The sequence below is a fragment of the Rhodoferax sp. BAB1 genome, assembly GCF_013334205.1.
In the GTDB taxonomy this organism is placed as follows: domain Bacteria; phylum Pseudomonadota; class Gammaproteobacteria; order Burkholderiales; family Burkholderiaceae_C; genus Hylemonella.
The window spans coordinates 3,184,405-3,208,211 of sequence record NZ_CP054424.1 but is presented as its reverse complement, the minus strand read 5'-3'; the positions used below and the strand labels follow the sequence as shown (position 1 = coordinate 3,208,211).

The following is a 23,807-nucleotide window of genomic DNA, read 5'->3' as shown; positions in this document are numbered from 1 at the left end:
GTGGCAGGGATGCGAAAACCTCAGGTCTGGGCCAGCAGGTCTTCGATCAGGCGGTGCAGTTCGGCGAAATCGGGCTCGCCCACATAACGCTTGACGATCTGCCCGCGCTTGTCGACCAGGTAGGTGGTTGGGGTCAGCCGTACATCGCCCCAGGCCGAGGCCACCGCACCGGTGTTGTCGATGGCCACCTTGAAGGGCAGCTTGCGCGTCTGGCTGAAGTTCACGACATAACTCGGCGGGTCGTAGCTCATGGCCACGGCCACGGTGTCGTAGCCGAGCTCACGGTACTTGTCATAGGTGGCCACGAGCTTGGGCATCTCGGCCACGCAGCTGGTGCAACTGGTCGCCCAGAAATTCACCAGCACCACCTTGCCGCGAAAATCGGCGGTCTTCTGCTGGGACCCGTCCAGCAGCACAAAGGCGGAGTCCGGCGCCGGTCCGAAACCCGGGGTGCGCAGGAGCAGCCAGCCAGCGACGGCGATGGCCACAACTGCGGCAAGATAGAGGGAACGTTTCATCGGGATGGGAAAAGACATGGATCGACGCAAGTTTAGTCAACTTGGACTTGGACCGCTGCTGCTGGCCGGAGTTCCCGGCCTGCTGGCGCTGAGGGCCCAGGCGCTCACCCTGGCCGAACTCACCCAGGGGGAGGCCGTGCAAGCGCTGAAGACGGCGCTGGAGCGCGGCTCCAGGCTGGCCATCAGCCAGTTGAGCCAGCCCAACGGCTTCCTGGGCAATGACAAGGTCAGGATTCCCCTGCCAAAGCAGTTGCAGGAAAACGAGAAGATGCTGCGCAAGCTGGGCCAGGGCCGGCGGCTGGACGAGCTGGTAAGCACCATGAACCGGGCCGCAGAAGCGGCGGTTCCCCAGGCGCAGGAGCTCATGCTGGCGGCGGTACGCGGCATGAGCGTGGAGGACGGCAAGAAGATCCTGCGGGGCGGCGATACCTCGGTCACTACCTTCTTTGCCGAGAAGACGCGCCTGCCGCTGGGCGCGAAGTTCCTGCCCGTGGTGACGCAGAGCACCGAGCGCGTCGGGTTGGCTGGCCAGTACAACCGTGTTGCGGGCAAGGCCGCCGACTTCGGCTTGCTGCGTCGCGAGGACGCGAGCATCGAACAATACGTGACGGGCAAGGCACTCGACGGGCTTTATTTCATGATCGGCGAAGAAGAGCGCAAGATCAGGCGCGATCCGGTCGGGACAGGCAGTGCGATCCTCGGCAAGGTGTTTGGCGCACTCAAGTAGTGCGTCCTGAGCGAGCACCAGTCAGCGGCGGGGATAATCCGCGCATGCCGCGCCGTTTACTGCTTACCAGCCTTGTTCTCCTGCTGCTTGCCTGCAGCCCTGCCCTCAACTGGCGCGAAGTCCGCCTGGCCGGCGGCGAACTGAAGGCCTTGCTGCCCTGCAAGCCGGATCAGGCCGATAGGCGCCAGAGCATCGCAGGGCGGGAACTGGAGCTGCGCATGCTGGGCTGCGAAGCCGGCGGCGCCCTGTACGCCCTGTCCGTGGTCGAACTCGGCGATGCAGCCCATGCGCTGGCTGTGCAGGTGCAATGGCAGGCCAGCCTGCTGGGCACCCTGCAGGCCAGCACCTCGGCCAGCAGCCCCTGGGCGCTCAGGGGCGCTGGCCTGTCCCTGGAGCCTGTGCAGCTGAGCGCCCAGGGTTTACGACCCGATGGCCGGCCGATCGTGGCACGGGCGGTGTGGTTCGCGCGGGGCACGCGCCTGTACCACGCCGTGGTCTATGCCGATCGCATCAGCACCGAGATGAGCGAACCCTTCTTCAGCGGCCTGGAGTTGCCATGAACACCCTGAGCCGCCGCGGGGCCATGCTGGTGTTTCTGGCCTTTGCCTTTGCCTATTTCTTCTCGGCCCTGATCCGCGCCATCACCGCCACGCTCTCGCCGCAGCTGACCCAGGAGTTCTCGCTGCATGCGCGCGATCTGGGCCTGCTGGCCGGGGGTTACTTCCTGGGTTTTGCCGCCATGCAGTTGCCCTTGGGACGCTGGCTGGACCGGCAGGGGCCGAAGACGGTGATCCTCGGTTTCCTGGCGGTTGCCGTCGGCGGCTGCGTGGCGTTTTCACTGGCCAACAGTTTCGGGGGCCTGCTGCTGGCGCGCGTGCTCTGCGGCGTCGGGCTGGCGGCCTGCCTGATGGCACCGCTGACCGGTTTCCGCCGCTGGCTGGATCCGGCCAGCCAGCTGCGCGCCAATTCCTGGATGCTGATGACCGGCTCCATGGGCATGGTGGCTTCCACGTTGCCGGTGCAGTGGCTGTTGCCGGCCTACGGCTGGCGTCCCCTGTTCTGGGGGCTGGCGGCCATGCTGCTGCTGTCCATGGTCGTCATCGCCTGGCAGGTGCCGCGCTGGCAGCACAGCGTGGCACCGGCGGCAACAGGCACAGGCGCAGGGAGCTACGCCGAAGTCTGGCGTCATCCCTACTTCCGCCGCATGACACCCGTGGGTTTTTTCAATTACGGCGGCATGGTCGCCATCCAGACCCTGTGGGCCGTGCCCTGGATGATCCGGGTGGGGGGTTACACACCGGTGCAGGCGGCCACCGGCCTGTTCTGGATCAACGTCACCATGCTGGCCGCCTTCTGGTCCTGGGGCCTGCTGATTCCGCGCCTGACCCGCCGCGGCGTGCATACCAACCAGCTGATCGCCTGGGGCACCCCCCTGAGCCTGCTGGTGCTGGCGGTCATCGTGTTCAGCGGCGAAGCCGCCGCGGCCCATGCCGGTCTGCTGTGGGCCCTGTTCTGTCTGACCTCCACCTTTCTCTCGCTGGCGCAGCCGGCCGTGGGCATGGCGTTTGCCACCGAACTGGCCGGGCGGGCCCTGTCGGCCTACAACCTTGTCATCTTCGCAGGTGTGTTCGTAGTGCAGTGGGGCATCGGCCTGCTGATCGATGCGTTTGTCGCACAGGGCTGGGCGCAGGCACAGGCCTTCCAGGGGGCGCTCGGTGTGTTCCTCTTGCTGAACCTGCTGTCCTACATCTATTTCCTGGCAGCGAAAAAGACATAATCAGGTCAGCATGAGCACCGGCATCGTCATCATCGCCCACGCGCCGCTGGCCAGTGCGCTGCGCCAGTGCGTGGCCCATGTGTTTGCCGACCGGGTGGGAGGCGTGGTGGCCGTGGACGTGTTGCCGGACGCTGCCGTCGACCAGAGCGTTGCGCTGGCGCGGCAGGCTGCGGCCTCCCTGGGGCCGGCACCGCTGCTGCTGCTGACCGATGTGCTGGGGGCCACGCCCTGCAATGTGGCCCGCCAGTTGCAGGAGGGGCGCGAGGCGCGGCTGCTCGCCGGTGTCAACCTGCCCATGCTGCTGCGGGCGGTGACCTACCAGCACGAGCCATTGGACGATCTGATGGCGCGGGCTTTGCAAGGCGGGATCCAGGGTGTGCTGCAGGTCACGGGCGGCACAAGCGTTTGAACAAGGTTAAGACGGGGAACCAAGGAATGATCAAGGCCAGTGCCACCATCAGCAACAAGCTCGGGCTGCATGCCCGTGCCTCGGCCAAGCTCACCAAGCTGGCGGGCAGTTTCCCCTGCGAGATTTTTCTGGCGCGCGGCGAACGTCGCGTGAACGCCAAGAGCATCATGGGCGTGATGATGCTGGCCGCCGGCCTGGGGAGTGCCATCGAGATCGAGGCCCAGGGCGACAAGGCCCAGGAAGCGATCGATGCGCTGCTGGCGCTGATCAACGACAAGTTTGGCGAGGGCGAGTGACATGACCCCCACGGTTGCCCACTGCGTGTGGCTCCCTGCCCCTCGAGGGGGCCGTGTTTCGCCTTGGGGCGGCCCGGCGGCGAAACCGGCTAGGAATTCACCATGACCTTTTCCATCCACGGCCTGGCAGTCGCGCGCGGCATCGCCATCGGGCGCGCCGTGCTGGTGGCCAGCAGCCGCGTGGATGTGGCGCACTACTTCATCGAGCCCGCCCAGGTGGAACGCGAAATCGAGCGCGTGAAGCGCGGGCGCGACGCGGTGGTCGACGAGCTCCACCGCCTGCAGCAGACCATCTCGCAACTGGGCCCCAAGGATGCGCCCCATGAACTCAAGGCCCTGCTCGACGTGCACCTCATGCTGCTGCAGGACGAGGAGATGGTGGGCGGCGTCAAGCACTGGATCCGCGACCGGCTCTACAACGCCGAGTGGGCGCTGACCACCCAGCTGGAGATGGTGGCGCGGCAGTTCGACGAGATGGAGGACGAGTACCTGCGCGAGCGCAAGGCCGATCTGGAGCAGATCACCGAGAAGGTGCTGCGCGCCATGCTGGGCCAGACCACCTCCGGCCTGCCCGCCGGCAAGGACACCGCCCGCAAGACGTCCTCGGCCGAGTTGCAGCTGGAGGACACCGACACGCCGCTGGTGCTGATCGCGCACGAGATCTCGCCTTCGGACATGCTGCAGTTCAAGCAGGGCGTGTTTGCGGGTTTCGTCACCGACGTCGGCGGCAAGACTTCGCACACCGCCATCGTGGCGCGCAGCATGGACATCCCGGCCGTGGTGGGCGCGCGCACGGCCAGCCAGCTGGTGCGCCAGGACGACTGGGTCATCATCGACGGCGATGCCGGCGTGGTGATCGTCGACCCCTCGCCCATCATCCTGGCCGAGTACCAGTACAAGCAACGCCAGCTGGACCTGGAGCGTAGCCGCCTGGGGCGCCTGCTGGACACGCCCGCGGTCACGCTGGACGGCGAGAAAGTCGAGCTGCTGGCCAATATCGAGATGCCGGAAGACGCGCATGCGGCCATGAAGGCCGGTGCCGTGGGCGTCGGCCTGTTCCGCAGCGAATTCCTCTTCATGGGTCGCCAGGGCCACCTGCCCGACGAGGAAGAACAGTACCGGGCCTATTGCCGTGCCGTCGAAGGCATGGGGGGCTTGCCGGTCACCATCCGCACCGTGGACATAGGCGCCGACAAGCCCATGGACAGCAACGTGATCGAAGGCAATCACCTCAACCCGGCCCTGGGCCTGCGCGCCATCCGCTGGAGCCTGGCCGACCCGTCCATGTTCCTGACGCAGTTGCGCGCCATCCTGCGCGCCGCGGCGCATGGTCCGGTGAAGATGCTGATCCCCATGCTGGCGCACCTGAGCGAGATCCGCCAGACCCTGGCCCTGGTCGAACAGGCGCGCGCCGAGCTGCAGCGCGAGGGTCGTCCTTACGGTCCGGTGCTGCTGGGCGCCATGATCGAGATTCCGGCGGCGGCCCTGATGCTCAAGACCTTCCTCAGGCATTTCGACTACCTGTCGGTGGGCACCAACGATCTGATCCAGTACACCTTGGCGATCGACCGCGCCGACGAGTCGGTGGCGCATCTCTACGATCCCCTGCATCCCGCCGTCCTGCGCCTGCTGGCCGACACGATTGCCGAATGCCGGACCCAGGGCAAGGAAGTCAGCGTCTGCGGCGAGATGGCCGGTGATGTGGCCATGACCCGCCTGCTGCTGGGCCTGGGGCTGCGCAGCTTCTCCATGCACCCGGCCCAGATCCTGGCGGTCAAGCAGGAGGTGCTGCGCGCCGACACCGGCCGCCTGCAGCCCTGGGCACAAGGCGTGCTGGCTGCCGACGAGCCCTCCATCGCGATCAACGCCTGAACGCGGCTTTGCGCTGCATCAAGGCCGGGGTGCCGGTGCCGGTTGATACTTGCCCGGGTATCAACCCTTCCGCAGTCTGTCCATGAGCACCTTTGACCACCCAGGCCTGATCCAGGACATCAATGAAAGCTTGGCCCCCTTCCGCAAGGCGCAGACCGAGGCCATGGCCGGGTTTGGCCAACTGGCGCGCGCGTCCATGGCCGAAGGGGCGCTCAGCACCAAGCACAAGGAACTGATGGCGCTGGCCATCGGGGTCACGCAACGCTGCTCGGGCTGTATCGGTTTTCACGTCAAGGCCCTGCGCCGGCTCGATTGCACACGGGCCGAACTCGAAGAGACGCTGGCGGTGTGTGTCTACATGGGCGGCGGCCCGGCCCTGATGTATGCGGCCGAGGCCCTCAAGGCCTGGGACGCCATGGCGCCGGCCTGAGTTGCGGGGAGCCGGCGCTCAGCGCGCCAGGCTGGCGGCGTGGGCCTGCTGGTCGGCGTGGTAGCTCGAGCGCACCATGGCGCCGACGGCGGCGTGCGTGAAACCCATCTTGTAGGCCTCTTCCTCGAACATCCTGAAGGTGTCGGGGTGCACGTAGCGCTTGACCGGCAGGTGGGAGGAGGACGGGGCCAGGTACTGGCCGATGGTCAGCATCTCGATGTCGTGGGCGCGCATGTCACGCATCACGTCCAGAATTTCCTCGTCGGTCTCGCCCAGGCCCACCATCAGGCCGCTCTTGGTTGGCACCTCGGGGAACAGGGCCTTGAACTTCTTCAGCAGGTTCAGCGAGAACTGGTAGTCGCTGCCCGGGCGGGCCTGTTTGTACAGGCGCGGCACGGTTTCCATATTGTGGTTCATCACGTCGGGCGGCGCGGCCTTGAGGATGTCCAGTGCGCGGTCGTCGCGGCCGCGGAAGTCGGGCACCAGCACCTCGATCTGCGTGTCGGGTGAGAGTTCGCGTGTCTTGCGGATGCAGTCGACGAAGTGGCCGGCGCCACCGTCACGCAGGTCGTCACGGTCCACGCTGGTGATGACCACGTACTTGAGCTTGAGCGCGGCGATGGTCTTGGCCAGGTTCTCCGGCTCGTTCACGTCCAGCGGATCGGGGCGGCCATGGCCCACGTCGCAGAAAGGGCAGCGGCGCGTGCACTTGTCGCCCATGATCATGAAGGTGGCGGTGCCCTTGCCGAAGCATTCGCCGATATTGGGGCAGCTGGCTTCCTCGCAGACCGTCACCAGCTTGTTGGCGCGCAGGATGTCCTTGATCTCGTAGAAACGTGTGCTCGGCGAGCCGGCCTTGACGCGGATCCAGTCGGGTTTCTTGAGCACCTCGCCGGCCTCCACCTTGACCGGGATGCGCGAGAGCTTGGCGGCGGCCTTCTGTTTGGCGGCCGGGTCGTAGGTCTCGACGCTTTGTGCGTCGCGCACGGTGGTGGGGGTGCTCATGGCGGGGGCCTTCAGGGCTGGAGGTGGTTCTGGAGCTTGTGGCTCAACACGTGGGCGGCGTCCGTCCAGTCGACGGATACCCCGATTGTAGAAAGGTCCACGGAGGGCAGCCCGGCGTAGCCGCAGGGGTTGATCCGCAAGTAGGGTTCCAGGTCCATGGCCACGTTCAGCGCCAGGCCGTGGTAGGTGCAGTTGCGGCTGACCTTGATGCCCAGGGCGGCGATCTTGCCCAGGCCCGTGAAATCGGGCGTGCCGGTGGTGGCGCCCTTTTGCGGGCGCTGCGGCAGCGGTGCGTGGCCGCGCGGATCGTCCAGGCGGACATAGATGCCGGGGGCGCCCGCCACACGGTGGCCCGTCACGCCGTAATGCGCCAGGGTGCGGATCACGGCCTCTTCGAGCCGGTAGACGTATTCCTTGACGAAATAACCGGCCCGCTTGAGATCGATGAGCGGGTAGGCCACGACCTGGCCCGGCCCATGGTAGGTCACCTGGCCACCGCGGTTGCTGGCGACCACCGGGATGTCGCCCGGCACCAGCACATGGTCGGCCTGGCCGGCCAGGCCTTGCGTGAACACCGGCGGGTGTTCGCAGACCCAGAGCGCGTCGGGCGTGTCGGCCGTGCGCGTGGCCGTGTAGTCCTGCATGGCCGCATAGGTCGGTCCATAGTCCACCCGGCCGAGCAGACGCAGGTCCATCAGAGCACGACCTTCACCATGGGGTGGGTCGAGAGGGTGCGGTAGAGCTCGTCGAGCTGCTCGCGGCTGGTGGCCGTGATGGTGATGGTCACGCCCAGGTAGTTGCCACCCTTGCTTTCGCGCAACTCGACGGTGGCAGCGTCGAAGCCAGGGTCGAACTGGCGGGCGACCGTGGTCACGGCGTGCACGAAACCCTCGACCTTGGCGCCCATCACCTTGATGGGGAAGCGGCAGGGGTACTCGATCAGGCTGTCGGTGCGCGAGGGGCTGGGGGGCGGGGTACTCACTGGGGAACCTCCGTGCTGTGCACTGCGGTGCGAGCGCCTGCTGGCGGCCGGGCGGCGCTCATGCGGGTCGGCGCAGGCGGGCCTGCAGTTTGGCGGCCTGGTAGCCGGCGTAAAGTTGGGCGTAGACGGGGCCGGGGTGGCCGTCCCCCACGGGCTGGCCATCGATGCGGGTCACGGGCAGCACCTCCTTGGTGGCTGAGCTCAGCAGGACTTCGTCGGCTGCCTGCACTTCCTGGCGGGAGATGCCGCGCAGCTCGAAGGGAATGCCGTGCGTCTTGCAGATTTCTTCCAGCAGGCCGTAGCGTATGCCTTCGAGCACGAGATTGTCGCGCGGCGGGCCGAGCAGCACACCGTCCTTCACGATCCAGACATTGCTGGACGCGCCTTCACTGAGTTGGCCCGCGCGGAACATGATGGTCTCGGTGGCCCCGGCGTCCACGCTGATCTGGCGCGCCAGCACCGCACCCAGCAGGCTGGTGCTCTTGATGTGCGCCTTCTCCCAGCGGAAGTCCTCGGCCGTCACGCAGCTCACGCCGTTCTGGCGCAGGCCCTCGGCGGGGAGCTTCATGGTGTTGGTCATGACAAACACCGTGGGCGTGAGGCCGGGCAGCATGGCATGGTCGCGCATGGCCACCCCGCGTGTGACCTGGATGTAGACCATCTGCTCGGTCTTTTCCGGGTCTTCGCCCGTGCCGCGGGTGAAGTCGGCGACCAGTCGCTCGGCAATGGCGCGCCATTGGCTGCGTGTGTGCGGGTTGGGTATGCGCAGTTCGGCCAGGCTGCGCTCCAGCCGGGCCATGTGCTGCTCGAAGCGGAACAGGCAGCGGCCATAAACGGGGACCACTTCATAGATGCCGTCGCCGAAGATGAAACCGCGGTCCATGACGCTGACCTTGGCGTCGGGCAACAGCGTGTACTCACCGTTCAGGTAACAGGGCAGGGGGGGCAGCATCGTGGCAGTCCTCGCGAAATCGGGAAAGGGGGTTCAGGCCAGGAAGCTGACAGCGGCGATCGCCAGCCAGCCGAGCACGAAGTTGACGGTGACCAGTTTGGATAGGCCGCCGGCTTTGCGGCCTGCGGTCGGCCAGTCGCTGGCGGCGATGGCGCGCTGAATAGGTCGGTAAAAGGCGAAATAGATATGACCAAAAATAAGAAACATCAGGGTGCCGATGCCCGTCATCAGGTGCCAGCCGATCGGCGCCGCCTGTCCCCCGGCGTGGCCCAGCATATAGGCGCCGCTGAGCAGCAGCACCCCGATCGAGACCCAGACCGCGGCGAAAAAGCGGCGCAGCACCGCCGCCAGCAGGGGCAGGCGCTGGGCGGGCGTCTGCAGCGTACCCAGGCTGGGGCGCAGCGCCAGCAGCACGAAGGCCATGCCACCCAGCCAGACGATGGCGGCGGCCAGGTGGAAGAACTTGAGCAAGGTGTACATGGCGGTTTTCCTGGTGCGGGGCGCTGTCGACGCCATTTTTTCGGGGTGGGACGGCTTTGTCCTGCGATGCTGGTCGGATATGGGCGGGAAGCCCGGACTTTCTAACTATAATCAGCGGCTTTGCAGAAGTTTACGGCAGCAGGCGGGGTGCTGAAAATGTCCAACAACACGCCCCCACAGGGAAAGCCGGCTTTTGCAGATGAGGCAGATGCGTCGCCTGAGGATGATTTCAAGCCGCTGAGCGCCGATGAGGCGCGGCGCTGGCGTGAGACGCAGCAGCCCCTTTCGCCCTGGCGGATTGTGGCGTGGCAGGCGATGGCGGGGATGGGGGCGACCCTGGTGGCTTGGCTGTTCGGTCGGGAACTGGCGCTGTCGGTGGCTTACGGAGCGCTGGCAGTGGTGCTGCCGGCGGCCGTGCTGGCCCGGGCACTGTCGCGTCAGACGGGTACGGCAGGGGCTGCACTCGCAGGTTTTTTTGTGTGGGAACTGGTCAAGATCGCCCTGACGGTGGTGATCCTGCTGGCAGCGCCGAAGCTGGTTCCGCACTTGAGCTGGCTGGCGCTGCTGGCCGGTTTTGTGGTGACGATGAAGGTGTACTGGGTGGCCGCGTGGTTGCGCCCGGTGCGTCCCAAGTCGCCGGAATAGATTTTTGAATTGACGAACTGGTGATTTATGTCTGCTGAAAACACTGGAGCACAGGCCCCGACGGCCGGCGAATACATCGTCCACCACCTGCAGCACCTGCAGAAGGATTTCTCCTTCAACAGCGTGAAGCAGACCAGCATTGTGGATTTCGGTGTCTTCAACCTGGACTCGGTCTTCTTCTCGGTCGTGCTGGGCGTGCTGGGCTGCTTCATCCTGTGGATGGCCGCGCGCAAGGCCACGGCCGGCGTGCCGGGGCGTTTCCAGGCCGCTGTCGAAATTCTGGTCGAGATGGTCGAGAACCAGGCCAAGGGCGTGATCCACAACGCCAAGAGCCGCAAGCTGATCTCCCCGCTGGCCCTGACCGTGTTCCTCTGGATCTTCCTGATGAACTTCATGGACATGCTGCCGGTCGATGCGATCCCCAGCCTCTGGCACAACGCCGGTCCGGCCATGGGCTTCAAGGACTACATGCGCGTGGTGCCGACCGCCGACCTCTCCACCACGCTGGGCCTCTCGTGCTCGGTGCTGCTGATCTGCCTGTTCTACAACATCAAGATCAAGGGCCTGGGCGGCTGGGCGCACGAGCTGATTGCCGCCCCCTTTGGCGACCATTGGGCCCTGTACCCGATCAACTTCCTGATGCAGATGATCGAGTACCTGGCCAAGACCGTGTCCCATGGCATGCGACTGTTCGGCAACATGTTTGCCGGTGAACTGGTGTTCATGCTGATCGCCCTGATGGGTGGCGTTTGGGCCTGGCAGTTCAATCCCCTGGAAGGCGGGTTCTGGCTGGGGTTCGGTCATGTGGTGGCGGGGACGGTGTGGACGCTGTTCCACATTCTGATCATCACCCTGCAAGCCTTCATTTTCATGATGCTGACGCTGATTTACACCGGCCAGGCGCACGACGCACACTGATCCTTTTATCTGTTTGTTTTTTCTTTTCACTTAACTTTTAGGAGCTTCTCATGGAAAACATTCTCGGCCTCGTCGCTCTGGCTTGCGGCATCATCGTTGGTCTCGGCGCTATCGGCGCTTCGATCGGTATCGCCCTGATGGGTGGCAAGTTCCTGGAGTCTTCGGCTCGTCAGCCCGAGCTGATGAACGAACTGCAGACCAAGATGTTCATTCTGGCTGGTCTGATCGACGCCGCCTTCCTGATCGGTGTGGCCATCGCCCTGCTGTTCGCTTTTGCCAACCCCTTCGTTCTGCGCTGATTTCCCGGCCCTTTCACGACCGAAAGGATTAAGCCGTGAACATTAATGCAACCCTGTTCCTGCAGGCTGTTGTCTTCGCGATCCTGGTCTGGTTCACGATGAAGTTCGTGTGGCCGCCGATCGCCAAGGCGCTCGACGAGCGGGCCCAGAAGATCGCCGACGGCCTGGCTGCCGCCGACAAGGCCAAGACCGAACTCGCCGCCGCCAACAAGCGCGTCGAGGCCGAACTGGCCACGTCGCGCAACGAGACGGCCAGCCGTCTGGCGGACGCGGAGCGTCGTGCCCAGGCCTTGATCGAAGAGGCCAAGGGCCGCGCCACCGAAGAAGGCAACAAGATCATCGCCGCGGCCAAGGCCGAAGCCGAGCAGCAGACCGTCAAGGCGCGGGAGGCCCTGCGCGAGCAGGTCGCTGCGCTGGCCGTCAAGGGCGCCGAGCAGATTCTCCGCAAGGAAGTCAATGCCGGTGTCCATGCTGATCTGCTCAATCGCCTGAAGACCGAGCTGTAAGGTGAACCATGGCTGAACTTGCCACCATTGCCCGCCCTTATGCCGAAGCACTGTTCCAGTCGACCAAGTCGGACCTGAACGGCGCCCAGGCCTGGGTGGAAGAGCTTGCTGCAATCGCCGGTGATGCCGGCCTGCAGCAGTTTGCCGGCAATCCGCGTGTGACGACGAACCAGGTGTTCGACCTGATCGCCGGCCTTGCCAAGACCGCGCTGCCCGATCAGGCCAGGAACTTCCTGCGCACCGTCATTGAAAACGGTCGCCTGAACGCCTTGCCCGAGATGGCCGAGCAGTTCCGTGCCCTCAAGAACGCACAAGGTGGTTCGTCAGACGCGGTGGTCTACAGTGCGTTCCCGATCGATGGCGCAGCCTTGGCCAATGTGGCGGCAACGCTCGAAAAGCGTTTTGACCGCAAACTCAACGTGAAGGTCGAGCTCGATGCCGACCTGATCGGTGGCATCCGTGTGGTGGTGGGTGACGAGGTGCTCGACACTTCTGTCAAGGCCCGTCTGGAACAAATGAAAGTGGCTCTCACGGCCTGAGGCTTTTTGCTTCGCTGTCAGCCCAACCCAAGGAAAGAAGGAAAGAGTCATGCAACTCAATCCCGCAGAGATTTCTGAACTCATCAAGAGCCGGATCCAAGGCCTGTCCGCCAGCGCCGACATCCGTAACCAGGGCACCGTGGTCTCCGTGACCGACGGTATCGTCCGCATCCACGGCCTGTCCGATGTGATGCAGGGCGAAATGCTCGAGTTCCCGGCCGGCAAGGATGGCCAGCCCACCTACGGCCTGGCCCTGAACCTCGAGCGCGACTCCGTCGGCTCCGTGATTCTGGGCGAGTACGAGCACATCTCCGAAGGCGACACCGTCAAGTGCACGGGCCGCATTCTGGAAGTGCCGGTCGGCCCCGAGCTGATCGGCCGTGTGGTGAACGCCCTCGGCCAGCCCATCGACGGCAAGGGCCCGATCAACGCCAAGATGACCGACGTGATCGAAAAGGTCGCTCCGGGCGTGATCGCGCGTCAATCCGTGGACCAGCCCATGCAGTCTGGCCTGAAGTCGATCGACGCCATGGTGCCGGTCGGCCGCGGCCAGCGCGAGCTGATCATCGGCGACCGCCAGACCGGCAAGACCGCCGTGGCCATCGACGCCATCATCAACCAGAAGGGTCAGAACATGACCTGCGTTTATGTCGCGATCGGCCAGAAGGCCTCCAGCGTCAAGAACGTGGTGCGTGCCCTGGAGCAGGCCGGCGCGATGGAATACACCATCGTCGTGGCCGCCACCGCCTCTGAATCCGCTGCCATGCAGTACGTGTCGGCCTACTCCGGCTGCACCATGGGCGAATACTTCCGCGACCGCGGCCAGGACGCCCTGATCGTTTATGACGACCTGTCCAAGCAGGCCGTGGCCTACCGCCAGGTCTCGCTGCTGCTGCGCCGTCCCCCGGGCCGCGAAGCCTACCCCGGCGACGTGTTCTATCTGCACAGCCGTCTGCTGGAGCGTGCCGCCCGCGTGAACGCCGACTACGTCGAAGCCTTCACCAAGGGTGCCGTCAAGGGCAAGACCGGTTCGCTGACGGCCCTGCCGATCATCGAGACGCAGGCCGGCGACGTGTCCGCCTTCGTGCCGACCAACGTGATCTCGATCACCGACGGCCAGATCTTCCTGGAAACCAGCCTGTTCAACGCCGGTATCCGCCCCGCCATCAACGCCGGTATCTCGGTGTCGCGCGTCGGTGGTGCTGCCCAGACCAAGCTGATCAAGAACCTGTCCGGCGGTATCCGTACCGACCTGGCCCAGTACCGTGAGCTGGCTGCCTTCGCGCAGTTCGCCTCCGACCTGGACGCCTCGACCAAGAAGCAGCTGGACCGCGGTGCCCGCGTGACCGAACTGCTCAAGCAGGCCCAGTACAGCCCGCAGTCCATCAGCCTGATGGCCGCCTCGCTGTTCTCCGTGAACAAGGGTTTCATGGACGACATCGAAGTCAAGAAGGTGCTGCCCTTCGAGCACGGCCTGCACGCCTACCTCAAGGACAAGCACGCCGCGCTGCTGGCCAAGCTGGAAGCTGCCAAGGCCATGGACAAGGATGCCGAAGCCGAACTGACCGCCGCCATCGGCGCGTTCAAGAAGACTTTCGCCTGATATTTCCGACCTGAAGATTCCCAAGGAGCCCTCATGGCAGCAGGTAAGGAAATACGCGGCAAGATCAAATCGGTGGAGAACACCAAGAAGATCACCAAGGCCATGGAAATGGTGGCCGCATCCAAGATGCGCAAGGCGCAGCAGCGGATGCAGGCCGCCCGTCCCTACAGCGAGAAGGTGCGCAACATCGCCGCCAACCTCGGTCGTGCCAATCCCGAGTACGTGCACGCCTTCATGCAGACGAACGAAGCCAAGAGCGCCGGCATGATCGTGGTGACCACGGACAAGGGCCTGTGCGGCGGCCTCAACACCAACGTGCTGCGCGGCGTGACCAACAAGCTGCGCGAGCTGCAGGCTGCGGGCGTGAGCACGCAGGCCGTGGCCATCGGCAACAAGGGTCTGGGCTTCCTCAACCGCATCGGTGCGAAGGTGGTCTCGCAGTCCATCCAGCTCGGCGACACGCCGCATCTGGACAAGCTGATCGGCCCCGTCAAAGTGCTGCTGGACGCCTACACGCGTGGTGAAGTGAACGCGGTGTACCTGTGCTACACCAAGTTCATCAACACCATGCGCCAGGAGCCCGTGGTCGAGCAACTGCTGCCCCTGTCGGCCGCCAAGATGCTGGACGAGGCGCAAGCCAGCGGCCCGCAGCACGACTGGGACTACATCTACGAACCCGACGCGCAGTCCGTCATCGACGAGCTGCTGGTGCGTTACGTGGAAGCACTGGTCTACCAGGCCGTGGCCGAAAACATGGCCTCGGAACAGTCCGCCCGCATGGTGGCCATGAAGGCCGCCACCGACAACGCGGGGAGCGTGATCGCCGAACTCAAGCTGGTCTACAACAAGACCCGCCAGGCCGGCATCACCAAAGAGCTGTCGGAAATCGTGGCAGGCGCCGCGGCGGTCTGACGTTCGACAGGTAACAGATTCAAATTATTGGAGCGAAAAATGGCTCAAGCAAACACGCAAGTGCAAGGCAAGATTGTTCAGTGTATCGGCGCCGTGGTGGACGTGGAGTTCCCGCGCGACCAGATGCCCAAGGTCTATGACGCCCTGAAGATGGACGGTTCGGCCCTGACGCTCGAGGTGCAACAGCAGCTCGGCGACGGCGTGGTCCGTACCATCGCCCTGGGTTCTTCCGACGGCCTGCGCCGCGGCCTGATGGTCAGCAACACCGGCAAGGCCATCACCGTGCCCGTGGGCAAGGCGACCCTGGGCCGCATCATGGACGTGCTGGGCAATCCCATCGACGAACGCGGTCCCGTGGCCCAGACCCAGACTGCTTCCATCCACCGCAAGGCCCCGGCGTATGACGAGCTGTCGCCTTCCACCGAACTGCTGGAAACCGGCATCAAGGTGATCGACCTGGTGTGCCCGTTTGCCAAGGGCGGCAAGGTCGGCCTGTTCGGTGGCGCCGGCGTGGGCAAGACCGTGAACATGATGGAACTCATCAACAACATCGCCAAGGCGCACTCGGGTCTGTCCGTGTTTGCCGGCGTGGGTGAGCGTACCCGTGAGGGCAACGACTTCTATCACGAGATGTCGGACGCCGGTGTGGTCAACCAGGAAAGCCTGGGCGACTCCAAGGTGGCCATGGTCTACGGCCAGATGAACGAGCCCCCGGGCAACCGTCTGCGCGTGGCCCTGACCGGTCTGACGATGGCCGAAGCCTTCCGTGACGAAGGCAAGGACGTGCTGTTCTTCGTGGACAACATCTACCGTTACACCCTGGCCGGTACCGAAGTGTCTGCCCTGCTGGGTCGTATGCCTTCCGCCGTGGGCTACCAGCCGACGCTGGCCGAGGAAATGGGCCGTCTGCAAGAGCGTATTACCTCCACCAAGACCGGCTCGATCACCTCGATCCAGGCCGTCTACGTGCCGGCCGACGACCTGACCGACCCGTCCCCCGCCACCACCTTCGCCCACCTGGATTCCACCGTGGTGCTGTCGCGTGACATCGCCTCGCTGGGTATCTACCCCGCCGTGGACCCGCTGGACTCCACCAGCCGCCAGCTCGACCCGCAAGTCGTGGGCGAAGAGCACTATGCAACGGCCCGCGCCGTGCAGGGCACGCTGCAGCGCTACAAGGAACTGCGCGACATCATCGCGATCCTGGGCATGGACGAACTGGCACCGGAAGACAAGCTCACCGTGGCCCGCGCGCGCAAGATCCAGCGTTTCCTGTCGCAGCCCTTCCACGTGGCCGAGGTGTTCACCGGCGCCCCGGGCAAGTACGTGCCGCTGTCGGAAACCATCCGCGGTTTCAAGATGATCGTGGCTGGCGAATGCGACCACCTGCCCGAGCAGGCCTTCTACATGGTCGGCACCATTGACGAAGCCTTCGAAAAAGCCAAGAAGGTCTAAGCCAGCGGGCCAACCGGAGTCACCATGAACACCATCCACGTCGATGTGGTCAGTGCCGAAGAGTCCATCTTCTCGGGCGAGGCGCGATTCGTCGCGCTGCCCGGCGAAGCGGGCGAGCTCGGCATCTACCCGCGTCACACCCCGCTGATCACGCGCATCCGCCCCGGCTCGGTGCGCATCGAGATGGCTGACGGCAAGGAAGAGTTCGTCTTCGTCGCCGGCGGTATCCTGGAAGTCCAGCCCGACTGCGTGACCGTCCTGTCCGACACCGCCGTGCGCGGCAAGGACCTGGACGAGGAGAAGGCCAACGAAGCCAAGCTGGCCGCCGAAGAAGCACTCAAGAACGCCAAGAGCGATTTGGACCTGGCCAAGGCCCAGTCCGAGCTGGCTGTCATGGCCGCTCAGATCGCAGCGCTACGCAAGTACCGCCAGAAGAAATAAGCGCGCTTCAGCCGCGGCCCCTGCGACCGCACTGTCAACAAGGCCCTGTCGTGTGAACGCAGGGCCTTTGTTCCTTCAGGGCTGGGGGTCGCCCAGGATGGGCCGCGGTCCCAGGCCCAGGACCCGGGCCGTCAGGCTGGAGGGAAAACTGTCGACCAGGCTGTTGTAGCGCTGGGTGGCCAGCTCGTAGCGCTTGCGGGCCACGGTGATACGGTTCTCCAGGCCATCGAACTGACCGCTCAGGGGCTGCAGGCCCGGTGCGCGGCGTGCCGCCTGCAGGACAGGTGCCAGCGCAGCGCCCAGTGCCGCTTGAGCAGCGGTATGACGCTGCAGCAGTGCAGCGTCCTCAGGCAGGGCGGGCGTCGCTGGCAAGGCAATCGCCTGGACGCGGGCCTCAGCCAGCCGGACCAGCTGGGCGGGATCGATCCCGGGCAGGGGCCGGGACGCCGTGAGCAGGTTGGTGAGCAGGGCGGTGCGTTGCTGGTACAGCGGTGTCAAGGCCGCCCAGGCGGCCTGGCGCTCGGCATCGAGCTGCTGGAAGTCGCGGTAGCCGCAGCCGGACAGCAGAACAAGCAAGAGCAAGACAAGTGAGCGGGACCGCATGGTGAACTCCGGGACGAAGGCGTGGCAAGAATACACCGCTGACAGCCATGGCGTGTGCGGTGGAGGAAAATCGGGCCAACCGACCTCTCTGGCATGAACTACACCTCACCCTTCTGGCTGCCCGGCGGCCACCTGCAGACCATCTGGGCGGCGCTGTATGCCCGCCGTGGGCATGGGCCGCGGCCGCAGTTCAGGCGCGAGCGCTGGGATACACCGGACGGCGACTTCATCGACGTCGACTGGCTGCAGGACGCGCCGGGACAGACCCTGCTGGTGCTTTTCCACGGACTGGAGGGATCCTCGGAAAGCCAGTACGCACAGGCCTTTGCCGGCTTCGCCCGGCAGCAGGGCCTGGCCTATGCCGTGCCGCATTTCCGTGGTTGCAGCGGTGAACTCAATCGCGCGCCGCGCGCCTACCACTCGGGTGACTGGCAGGAGATCGACTGGATCCTGCGCCAGCTGCGCAGCCGGCACCCTGGCCCCATCGTGGCCCTGGGCATCTCGCTGGGCGGCAATGCGCTGCTGCGCTGGGCCGCAGAGCTGGGCGACGCCGCCGCCTCGGTGGTCTCGGCCGTGGCCAGTGTCTGTTCGCCGCTGGACCTGGCCGCGGGCGGGCACGCCATCGGACGCGGCTTCAACCGGCAGGTCTACACCCGCATGTTCCTGCGCAGCATGAAACCCAAGGCCCTGGCCAAGTGGCACCAGCACCCGGGCCTGTTCGACCGGGAGGCCTTGCTGCGTACGCGCGACCTCTATGAATTTGACAACCTGTTCACCGCGCCGCTGCACGGCTTCAAGAGCACCGACGACTACTGGGCACGCGCCTCGGCCAAACCCCATCTGCACCGCATCCGCATCCCGGCGCTGGCGCTCAATGCGCGCAACGATCCCTTTGTGCCGGCGGGCAGCCTGCCGCGTCCAGGCGAGGTGGGCCAGTGGGTGACCCTGTGGCAGCCCGCGCAGGGGGGGCATGTGGGTTTCCCCGCCGGGCGCTGGCCGGGCCATGTGTGCTCCATGCCCGAGGCGGTGGGCACCTGGCTGCTGCAGGCGGCCGGCCTCAAGGAGCAGGCGCATGGATGACATCGTCCGCCAGGCCATGGCCAAGTGGCCCAATGTGCCCGACTGCTACGGCTGGCTTGGGCTGGATGCGCGCGGCAACTGGTACATGCGTGACGACCGATCGCAGGCGGCGGGCGCCTTCGACAGCGGCCGGCCTGGGGCCAAGGGCTCGCTGCTCAGGCACGAGAAGCTGATCGACTTCATCCAGCGCAACTACGCGGCCGACGCCCAGGGGCGCTGGTTTTTCCAGAACGGGCCGCAGCGTGTCTACGTGGAGCTGGAAGCCACGCCCTGGATCTGGCGCATGGAAGCGGACGGAACGGTACGCGCGCACAGCGGTGAGCCGGTGAGCGTGCAGCGCTGCGTGGTGGATGAAATCGGCCATGTGTACCTGCAGACCGAGCGTGGCCTGGGACTGGTGCACACGCAGGACGTGGCCCGCGTCGCGGAGGCGGTCGAATCCGGCCGCTGGTTACCCGAAGAAGAGCCGCAGGCCAGCCTGCCGCAGCGTTACGCTTATGTGCGCAGTCCACAGCGCGACAGGCCGGCACCGGGCAAGAGCCCATAATTCCCTCGCCCTCCGTCACGTGCGCGTGCGCGGGGCAGACGAGGAGACAGCATGCAAGCGGCCCACAACACACGGCATTTCGCGCACTGGCCCCCGGGCCTGCCCCGGCAGCTGACCCTGCCGCAGACCAGCCTCTGGTACAACGTCGAAGTCTCGGCGACGCGTTATCCGGACAAGCCTTACCTCATCTATTACGACAGCCCGCTGAGTTACGAGCAGTTCCGCGACGAATGCGAGCGCATCGCCGGCTGGCTTCAGCAGGTGGGCGGCGTGAAGGCCGGTGACCGGGTCCTGCTCTACATGCAGAACAGCCCGCAGTGGGTGCTGGCCTATTACGCCATCCTGCGCGCCAACGCGGTGGTGGTGCCCGTCAACCCCATGAACCGCACGGAAGAGCTGCGGCATTACGTCGGCGACAGTGGCGCCAGCGTGGCCCTGGTGGCGCAGGACCTGTACCCCCAGATGGCGCCGCTGCAGGGCGAAGTCGCCGGTGCCGGGTTGCAGCAGGTGCTGGTGGCAGCCTACAGCGACTACCTGCACAAACCCACGGACCTGGCCGTCCCGCCCTTTGTCGCCGCAGCGCGCGAGCCCATCAGCGCGCCGGGTGTGACGCTGTGGGCCGATATGCTGCAGCAGAAGCTGCGCCCCGGCCCGCACACCGCCGGCCCGGACGACCTGTGCGTGATGCCCTACACCTCGGGCACCACGGGCCAGCCCAAGGGCTGCATGCACACGCACCGCAGCACCATGAGCACGCTGGTGGGTGGTGTGCAGTGGTTCGGCCGCACGCAAGACGCGGTCTACCTGGCCGTGCTGCCCTTTTTCCATGTGACGGGCATGTCGGGCAGCATGAACGGGCCGCTTTTTGCCGGCGCCACCATCGTCATCCTCTCGCGCTGGGACCGCGACGTGGCGGCGAAATGCATCCAGCGCCACCGCATCGGCATCTGGCAGGCCATCTCCACCATGGTGGTGGATTTCCTCTCCAACCCGCGCCTGGGTGACTACGACCTCTCCAGCCTCCAGGGCGTGCGCGGCGGCGGCGCGGCCATGCCCGAGGCCATCGCCAAGAAGCTCAAGGACCTGACGGGCCTGGATTACGTGGAAGGTTATGGCATGTCGGAGACGCTGGCTGCCACGCACATCAACCCGCCGCATCGGCCCAAACCCCAATGCCTGGGCATCCCGGTCTACGACGTCGATGCCCGCGTGCTGGACCCGGTGTCGCAGCAGGAAGTGGCGGCTGGTGAGACCGGCGAGATCGTGCTGCATGCGCCGCAGGTCATGCAGGGCTACTGGCGTCAGCCCCAGGCCACCGCCCAGGCCTTCATCGAGATCGATGGCCGGCGCTTTCTGCGCACCGGTGACCTGGCCTATGTGGACCAGGATGGTTATTTTTTCATGGTCGACCGGCTCAAGCGCATGATCAATGCCTCGGGCTACAAGGTCTGGCCGGCCGAGGTCGAGGCGCTGATGTACAAACACCCGGCCATCCTCGAGGCCTGCGTGATCGGTGCCCATGATGCCAGGCGCGGCGAGACCGTGAAGGCGCTGGTGGTGCTCAAGGAAGAGGCGCGCGGTCAGGTCAGCGAGCACGACATCATCCACTGGTCGCACGAGCACATGGCGGCCTACAAGAGCCCGCGCATCGTGGAGTTCGTGGCCGCCTTGCCCAAATCGGGTACCGGCAAGATCCTGTGGCGCGAGCTGCAGGAGCGGGAGTTGGCGCGCCCATGACTGCGTCTCTGGAACAGGCCCTGGCCGCCCCTTTCGGCACCATCGCCGGCCTCATCCACCAGCACGCACTGCAGGCGCCCGCACGGCGCGCCCTGGTGCAGGAGGGCCAGGCCCTCAGCTACGCCGAACTCGATGCCCGGATGGACCGCGTAGCCGCGGCGCTTCAGCGCGATGGCGTGTTGCCCGGCGAGGTGATCGCCATCTGCGCCGGCACCTCCATCGCTTATGCGGTGACCTACCTCGGCGCCCTGCGTGCCGGTGTGGTGGTGGCGCCGCTGGCACCGGGCGCCACCGCCGAGAGCCTGGCCGGCATGTTGAACGACGCGGGCGCGCGACTGCTCTTCACGGACCGCAGCGTGGCCGAAACGCTGGGCAGCCATGCCGCCAGCGTGCCGCGCATCGCACTCGATGAATCTGCGGCGGGCAGCCCCTGGACTTCATGGCTGGGCCCGGACCCGGCCCGTCCGCAGGCGGTACAGGTCGATGCCCCGTGGCCGTTCAATATCATCTATTCCTCCGGCACCACGGGCCAGCCCAAGGGCATCGTGCAGCCGCACGGCATGCGCTGGGCGCATGTGCAGCGCGGCGCGACCTACGGCTACGGCGCCGACGCGGTCACCCTGCTGTCCACCCCGCTGTACTCCAACACCACCCTGGTGGTGTTCTTCCCCACGCTGGCTTATGGTGGCACCGTGTTGCTGATGGGCAAGTTCGATGCGGCCGCCTATCTGGCGCTGGCCGCGCAAGAGCACGTCACGCACACCATGCTGGTGCCGGTGCAATACCAGCGCCTCATGGCGCGACCGGACTTCGGAGACTACGACCTGGCCAGCTTCCAGGTGAAATTCTCGACCAGTGCACCGTTTTCAGCGGCCCTCAAGGCCGATGTGCTCCAGCGCTGGCCGGGTGGCCTGGTCGAGTTCTACGGCATGACCGAGGGCGGCGGTACCTGCATCCTGGAAGCGCATCTGCACCCGGACAAGTTGCACACCGTGGGGCGGCCGGCGCAGGGCCACGATATCCGCCTGATCGACGAAGCCGGCGCCGAGGTGCCGTCGGGTGCGGCGGGTGAAGTCGTGGGCCACTCGCCCGGCATGATGAAGGGCTACCACCAGCGTCCCGAGCTGACGCGCGAGGCCGAGTGGTTCGACCCGCAGGGCAAACGCTTCATCCGTACCGGTGACATTGGCCGCTTCGATGCCGACGGTTTCCTCATCCTGTTCGATCGCCGCAAGGACATGATCATCTCGGGCGGTTTCAACATCTACCCCAGTGACCTGGAGACCGTGCTGCGTGAGCACCCTGCTGTGCACGATGTGGCGGTGGTGGGGGTGCCGTCCGAGTCATGGGGCGAGACGCCGGTGGCCTTTGTCGTGCGCCAGCCCGGTCAGGAACTTGCGGCCGAGACCTTGCGGCTGTGGGCCAACGAACGCGTGGGCAAGACCCAGCGACTGGCGGATCTGCGTTACATCACCGAGCTGCCGCGCAGTCCCATCGGCAAGGTACTCAAGCGCGAGTTGCGCGAGCAGTACGCGGGGCAGATGCGGAAATGAAAAAGCCGGTCGACGACCGGCTTTTTCATGGGGGCGTGGCGTCGCTTACTTGGCGGCTTCCGGTGCCTTGGGCTCGGTGAACTTGGCGCCACCGGCATTGGCCAGGTAGACCACGGCACGCGCGATCTCGACATCGGAGTGATCACCGCCGCCTTGCGGGGCCATGGCCCCCTTGCCCTTGAGCGCGGAGCTCACCATGGCATCCAGGCCGGTCTTGATGCGGGCCGACCAAGCCGCCTTGTCGGCCAGCTTGGGGGCACCGGCCACACCGGCGCCGTGGCAGGCCACGCACTGGGCCTGGTAGACGGCTTCGCCACTCTTGAGCGCGCGGTTGGCGTCACGGATCTCGACCGTGCCGACCTTCTGCACGCGCTCGGACACCGACTTTTCCATATTGGTGGCACCGGCAGCGGGCTTCTTGTCGGAGGTCACGAAGAACACCAGGCCGATGATGATGAAAACAGGCAAGACGAAGGAAAAAATGGAAACCCACATCATCTGCTTGGGCGTCTTGATCGGGCCGGTATGGTCTTCGTGCTGCTGCTCGCTCATAGTGTCCTCGGTAATTCTGATGGTTTGATCTAAATCAGCCGCTGATTATAACTGTCGCCCGGGCTGAAACCGCCTACAATCCCAGGCTCCACCGAACGCGGCTGTAGCTCAGTGGATAGAGTATTGGCCTCCGAAGCCAAGGGTCGTGGGTTCGATCCCCGCCAGCCGCACCAATCTCCCCGTTTCCCCTGTCAGTTCACGCCGTCGCCGGCGTGGGCTGCGCCAGCGTGGGCTGATCGTCGCCGGCGCGGGCGATGGCCAGCAGTTCGCGTTTGGTTTCGGTGATGTGTTCTTCCAGCAGCTGCACCACCGCCGGCACATCACGCCGCCGGCAGGCTTCCAGGATGCGGTAGTGGTCGGACTGCGGGCCTTCCTTGCCCGTGGCCTTGGACATCAGCACATGGGTGTAGCGGTCGGTGTTGAGGCAGAAGTCCTCGATCAGGCGGCGCAGCCGGCGGTTGTTGGCGGCGGAACCCAGCGCCAGATGGAAACGCCGGTTGTACTCGGCCCATTCCTGCACGGTCTCGGCCTTCGAATAGGCCTCCAGGATCTTCTCCATGGTCTGGTAGTCCTGCTCGACCATATTGGACACGGCCAGCCTGGCCGCATGGCATTCCAGCGCAATGCGGATGTCCAGCATCTCGAGGATCTGGTCCATGCTCATGCCCGCCACCACCGCGCCGCGGTTCAGCTGGTGCACGACCAGGCCTTCGGACTCCAGCTGGCGCAGGGCTTCACGCACGGGGATGCGGCTGGCGTTGAAACGCTGGGCCAGGGCGTCCTGCTTCAGGGGCTGGCCCACGGGCAGCAATCCGCTGAGGATTTCGTAGCGCAGCTGGGTCCGGATGGTCTCGTGCAGGGCTTGCTGGGCGCGGGTCGTGCTCATGGGCGCAGGGCTTTTTGTAGAAATCTTGGATACACGATTGTCCATCTGAATCCTGCCGCCTATAATTGGATCCAATTTAAATA

At 65.5% G+C, this 23,807-nt stretch carries 29 protein-coding genes and 1 tRNA gene; 21 read left to right on the top strand and 9 right to left on the bottom strand.

Features of this window, described 5'->3' with window-relative positions; all coding sequences use genetic code 11:
* Positions 1 to 20: 20 nt before the first annotated feature.
* On the bottom strand, positions 21 to 518 hold the full coding sequence (locus HTY51_RS15505; RefSeq protein ID WP_174253566.1) for a TlpA disulfide reductase family protein: 498 nt from the start codon (positions 516 to 518) through the stop codon (positions 21 to 23).
* Between the two features lie 16 nt (positions 519 to 534).
* Between HTY51_RS15505 and HTY51_RS15500 the strand changes: the two genes are divergently transcribed.
* From HTY51_RS15500 to HTY51_RS15470, 7 genes are all read left to right on the top strand, one after another.
* On the top strand, positions 535 to 1,245 hold the full coding sequence (locus HTY51_RS15500) for a DUF4197 domain-containing protein (protein WP_174253565.1): 711 nt from the start codon (positions 535 to 537) through the stop codon (positions 1,243 to 1,245).
* Between the two features lie 44 nt (positions 1,246 to 1,289).
* A complete protein-coding gene (locus HTY51_RS15495; RefSeq protein ID WP_174253564.1) occupies positions 1,290 to 1,805 on the top strand; it encodes a hypothetical protein in 516 nt (171 codons plus the stop codon).
* On the top strand, positions 1,802 to 3,022 hold the full coding sequence (locus HTY51_RS15490) for an MFS transporter (protein WP_174253563.1): 1,221 nt from the start codon (positions 1,802 to 1,804) through the stop codon (positions 3,020 to 3,022). Before HTY51_RS15495 ends, HTY51_RS15490 begins: the two co-directional genes overlap by 4 nt.
* 10 nt (positions 3,023 to 3,032) lie before the next feature.
* On the top strand, positions 3,033 to 3,431 hold the full coding sequence (locus tag HTY51_RS15485) for a PTS sugar transporter subunit IIA (protein ID WP_174253562.1): 399 nt from the start codon (positions 3,033 to 3,035) through the stop codon (positions 3,429 to 3,431).
* Between the two features lie 26 nt (positions 3,432 to 3,457).
* On the top strand, positions 3,458 to 3,727 hold the full coding sequence (locus tag HTY51_RS15480; protein WP_174253561.1) for an HPr family phosphocarrier protein: 270 nt from the start codon (positions 3,458 to 3,460) through the stop codon (positions 3,725 to 3,727).
* Between the two features lie 102 nt (positions 3,728 to 3,829).
* On the top strand, positions 3,830 to 5,599 hold the full coding sequence (gene ptsP / locus HTY51_RS15475; protein WP_174253560.1) for a phosphoenolpyruvate--protein phosphotransferase: 1,770 nt from the start codon (positions 3,830 to 3,832) through the stop codon (positions 5,597 to 5,599).
* Between the two features lie 82 nt (positions 5,600 to 5,681).
* Positions 5,682 to 6,029, top strand: coding sequence for a carboxymuconolactone decarboxylase family protein (locus tag HTY51_RS15470; RefSeq protein WP_174253559.1), 348 nt, complete (start codon positions 5,682 to 5,684; stop codon positions 6,027 to 6,029).
* Positions 6,030 to 6,047: 18 nt separating this feature from the next.
* On the opposite strand, the gene lipA is transcribed toward HTY51_RS15470, so the two are convergent.
* The 5 genes from lipA to HTY51_RS15445 all read right to left on the bottom strand — a co-directional run bounded on the left by lipA (position 6,048) and on the right by HTY51_RS15445 (position 9,448).
* Positions 6,048 to 7,034 (bottom strand): lipoyl synthase, encoded by a 987-nt coding sequence (gene lipA / locus HTY51_RS15465; RefSeq protein ID WP_174253558.1) that lies wholly within the window; start codon positions 7,032 to 7,034, stop codon positions 6,048 to 6,050.
* 11 nt (positions 7,035 to 7,045) lie between these two features.
* Positions 7,046 to 7,729, bottom strand: coding sequence for a lipoyl(octanoyl) transferase LipB (gene lipB, locus HTY51_RS15460; protein WP_174253557.1), 684 nt, complete (start codon positions 7,727 to 7,729; stop codon positions 7,046 to 7,048).
* Positions 7,729 to 7,941: a YbeD family protein gene (locus HTY51_RS18675; protein ID WP_254607072.1), complete on the bottom strand. Its 213-nt coding sequence runs from the start codon at positions 7,939 to 7,941 to the stop codon at positions 7,729 to 7,731. Before HTY51_RS18675 ends, lipB begins: the two co-directional genes overlap by 1 nt.
* 133 nt (positions 7,942 to 8,074) lie before the next feature.
* Positions 8,075 to 8,968, bottom strand: coding sequence for a D-amino acid aminotransferase (locus HTY51_RS15450; RefSeq protein WP_174253555.1), 894 nt, complete (start codon positions 8,966 to 8,968; stop codon positions 8,075 to 8,077).
* 33 nt (positions 8,969 to 9,001) lie between these two features.
* A complete protein-coding gene (locus tag HTY51_RS15445; protein ID WP_174253554.1) occupies positions 9,002 to 9,448 on the bottom strand; it encodes a CopD family protein in 447 nt (148 codons plus the stop codon).
* Positions 9,449 to 9,604: 156 nt separating this feature from the next.
* On the opposite strand from HTY51_RS15445, the gene HTY51_RS15440 reads away from it, so the two are divergent.
* The 9 genes from HTY51_RS15440 to HTY51_RS15400 are packed head-to-tail and all read left to right on the top strand — an operon-like array spanning position 9,605 to position 16,766.
* The gene (locus tag HTY51_RS15440) at positions 9,605 to 10,093 is read left to right on the top strand and encodes an ATP synthase subunit I (protein ID WP_174253553.1); all 489 of its coding nucleotides are present in this window, start codon (positions 9,605 to 9,607) and stop codon (positions 10,091 to 10,093) included.
* Between the two features lie 27 nt (positions 10,094 to 10,120).
* The gene (atpB, locus tag HTY51_RS15435; RefSeq protein ID WP_174253552.1) at positions 10,121 to 11,011 is read left to right on the top strand and encodes a F0F1 ATP synthase subunit A; all 891 of its coding nucleotides are present in this window, start codon (positions 10,121 to 10,123) and stop codon (positions 11,009 to 11,011) included.
* 50 nt (positions 11,012 to 11,061) lie between these two features.
* Complete coding sequence (atpE, locus tag HTY51_RS15430) at positions 11,062 to 11,310, top strand: F0F1 ATP synthase subunit C (RefSeq protein ID WP_058933479.1); 249 nt, start codon at positions 11,062 to 11,064, stop codon at positions 11,308 to 11,310.
* Between the two features lie 35 nt (positions 11,311 to 11,345).
* The gene (locus HTY51_RS15425; protein ID WP_174253551.1) at positions 11,346 to 11,816 is read left to right on the top strand and encodes a F0F1 ATP synthase subunit B; all 471 of its coding nucleotides are present in this window, start codon (positions 11,346 to 11,348) and stop codon (positions 11,814 to 11,816) included.
* An 8-nt stretch (positions 11,817 to 11,824) separates the two neighbouring features.
* Complete coding sequence (locus HTY51_RS15420) at positions 11,825 to 12,355, top strand: F0F1 ATP synthase subunit delta (protein WP_174253550.1); 531 nt, start codon at positions 11,825 to 11,827, stop codon at positions 12,353 to 12,355.
* A 49-nt stretch (positions 12,356 to 12,404) separates the two neighbouring features.
* A complete protein-coding gene (gene atpA, locus HTY51_RS15415) occupies positions 12,405 to 13,958 on the top strand; it encodes a F0F1 ATP synthase subunit alpha (RefSeq protein ID WP_174253549.1) in 1,554 nt (517 codons plus the stop codon).
* Between the two features lie 33 nt (positions 13,959 to 13,991).
* Positions 13,992 to 14,870 carry a F0F1 ATP synthase subunit gamma gene (gene atpG, locus HTY51_RS15410; protein ID WP_174253548.1) on the top strand — a complete coding sequence of 293 codons (879 nt, stop codon included), beginning with the start codon at positions 13,992 to 13,994 and terminating at the stop codon, positions 14,868 to 14,870.
* A 39-nt stretch (positions 14,871 to 14,909) separates the two neighbouring features.
* Entirely contained in the window at positions 14,910 to 16,325 is a 1,416-nt protein-coding gene (gene atpD, locus HTY51_RS15405; protein WP_174253547.1) for a F0F1 ATP synthase subunit beta, read from the top strand.
* 24 nt (positions 16,326 to 16,349) lie between these two features.
* A complete protein-coding gene (locus HTY51_RS15400) occupies positions 16,350 to 16,766 on the top strand; it encodes a F0F1 ATP synthase subunit epsilon (RefSeq protein ID WP_174253546.1) in 417 nt (138 codons plus the stop codon).
* A 75-nt stretch (positions 16,767 to 16,841) separates the two neighbouring features.
* On the opposite strand, the gene HTY51_RS15395 is transcribed toward HTY51_RS15400, so the two are convergent.
* Complete coding sequence (locus tag HTY51_RS15395; RefSeq protein WP_174253545.1) at positions 16,842 to 17,369, bottom strand: LemA family protein; 528 nt, start codon at positions 17,367 to 17,369, stop codon at positions 16,842 to 16,844.
* 93 nt (positions 17,370 to 17,462) lie between these two features.
* Between HTY51_RS15395 and HTY51_RS15390 the strand changes: the two genes are divergently transcribed.
* From HTY51_RS15390 to HTY51_RS15375, 4 genes are read left to right on the top strand one after another with little or no spacing between them, the layout of a single operon-like run.
* Complete coding sequence (locus HTY51_RS15390; RefSeq protein WP_174253544.1) at positions 17,463 to 18,449, top strand: YheT family hydrolase; 987 nt, start codon at positions 17,463 to 17,465, stop codon at positions 18,447 to 18,449.
* Positions 18,442 to 18,996 (top strand): DUF2946 family protein, encoded by a 555-nt coding sequence (locus tag HTY51_RS15385; protein WP_174253543.1) that lies wholly within the window; start codon positions 18,442 to 18,444, stop codon positions 18,994 to 18,996. Before HTY51_RS15390 ends, HTY51_RS15385 begins: the two co-directional genes overlap by 8 nt.
* A 51-nt stretch (positions 18,997 to 19,047) precedes the next feature.
* A complete protein-coding gene (locus HTY51_RS15380) occupies positions 19,048 to 20,733 on the top strand; it encodes a long-chain fatty acid--CoA ligase (RefSeq protein WP_174253542.1) in 1,686 nt (561 codons plus the stop codon).
* Complete coding sequence (locus tag HTY51_RS15375; RefSeq protein WP_174253541.1) at positions 20,730 to 22,286, top strand: class I adenylate-forming enzyme family protein; 1,557 nt, start codon at positions 20,730 to 20,732, stop codon at positions 22,284 to 22,286. Before HTY51_RS15380 ends, HTY51_RS15375 begins: the two co-directional genes overlap by 4 nt.
* Before the next feature lie 45 nt (positions 22,287 to 22,331).
* On the opposite strand, the gene HTY51_RS15370 is transcribed toward HTY51_RS15375, so the two are convergent.
* A complete protein-coding gene (locus HTY51_RS15370) occupies positions 22,332 to 22,838 on the bottom strand; it encodes a cytochrome c5 family protein (RefSeq protein ID WP_174253540.1) in 507 nt (168 codons plus the stop codon).
* 97 nt (positions 22,839 to 22,935) lie between these two features.
* Here HTY51_RS15370 and HTY51_RS15365 point away from each other — a divergent pair.
* Positions 22,936 to 23,011 (top strand) — tRNA-Arg (locus HTY51_RS15365).
* 23 nt (positions 23,012 to 23,034) lie between these two features.
* Here the strand turns inward: HTY51_RS15365 and HTY51_RS15360 are convergent.
* Positions 23,035 to 23,724, bottom strand: coding sequence for a GntR family transcriptional regulator (locus HTY51_RS15360; RefSeq protein ID WP_174253539.1), 690 nt, complete (start codon positions 23,722 to 23,724; stop codon positions 23,035 to 23,037).
* Between the last annotated feature and the right edge of the window lie 83 nt (positions 23,725 to 23,807).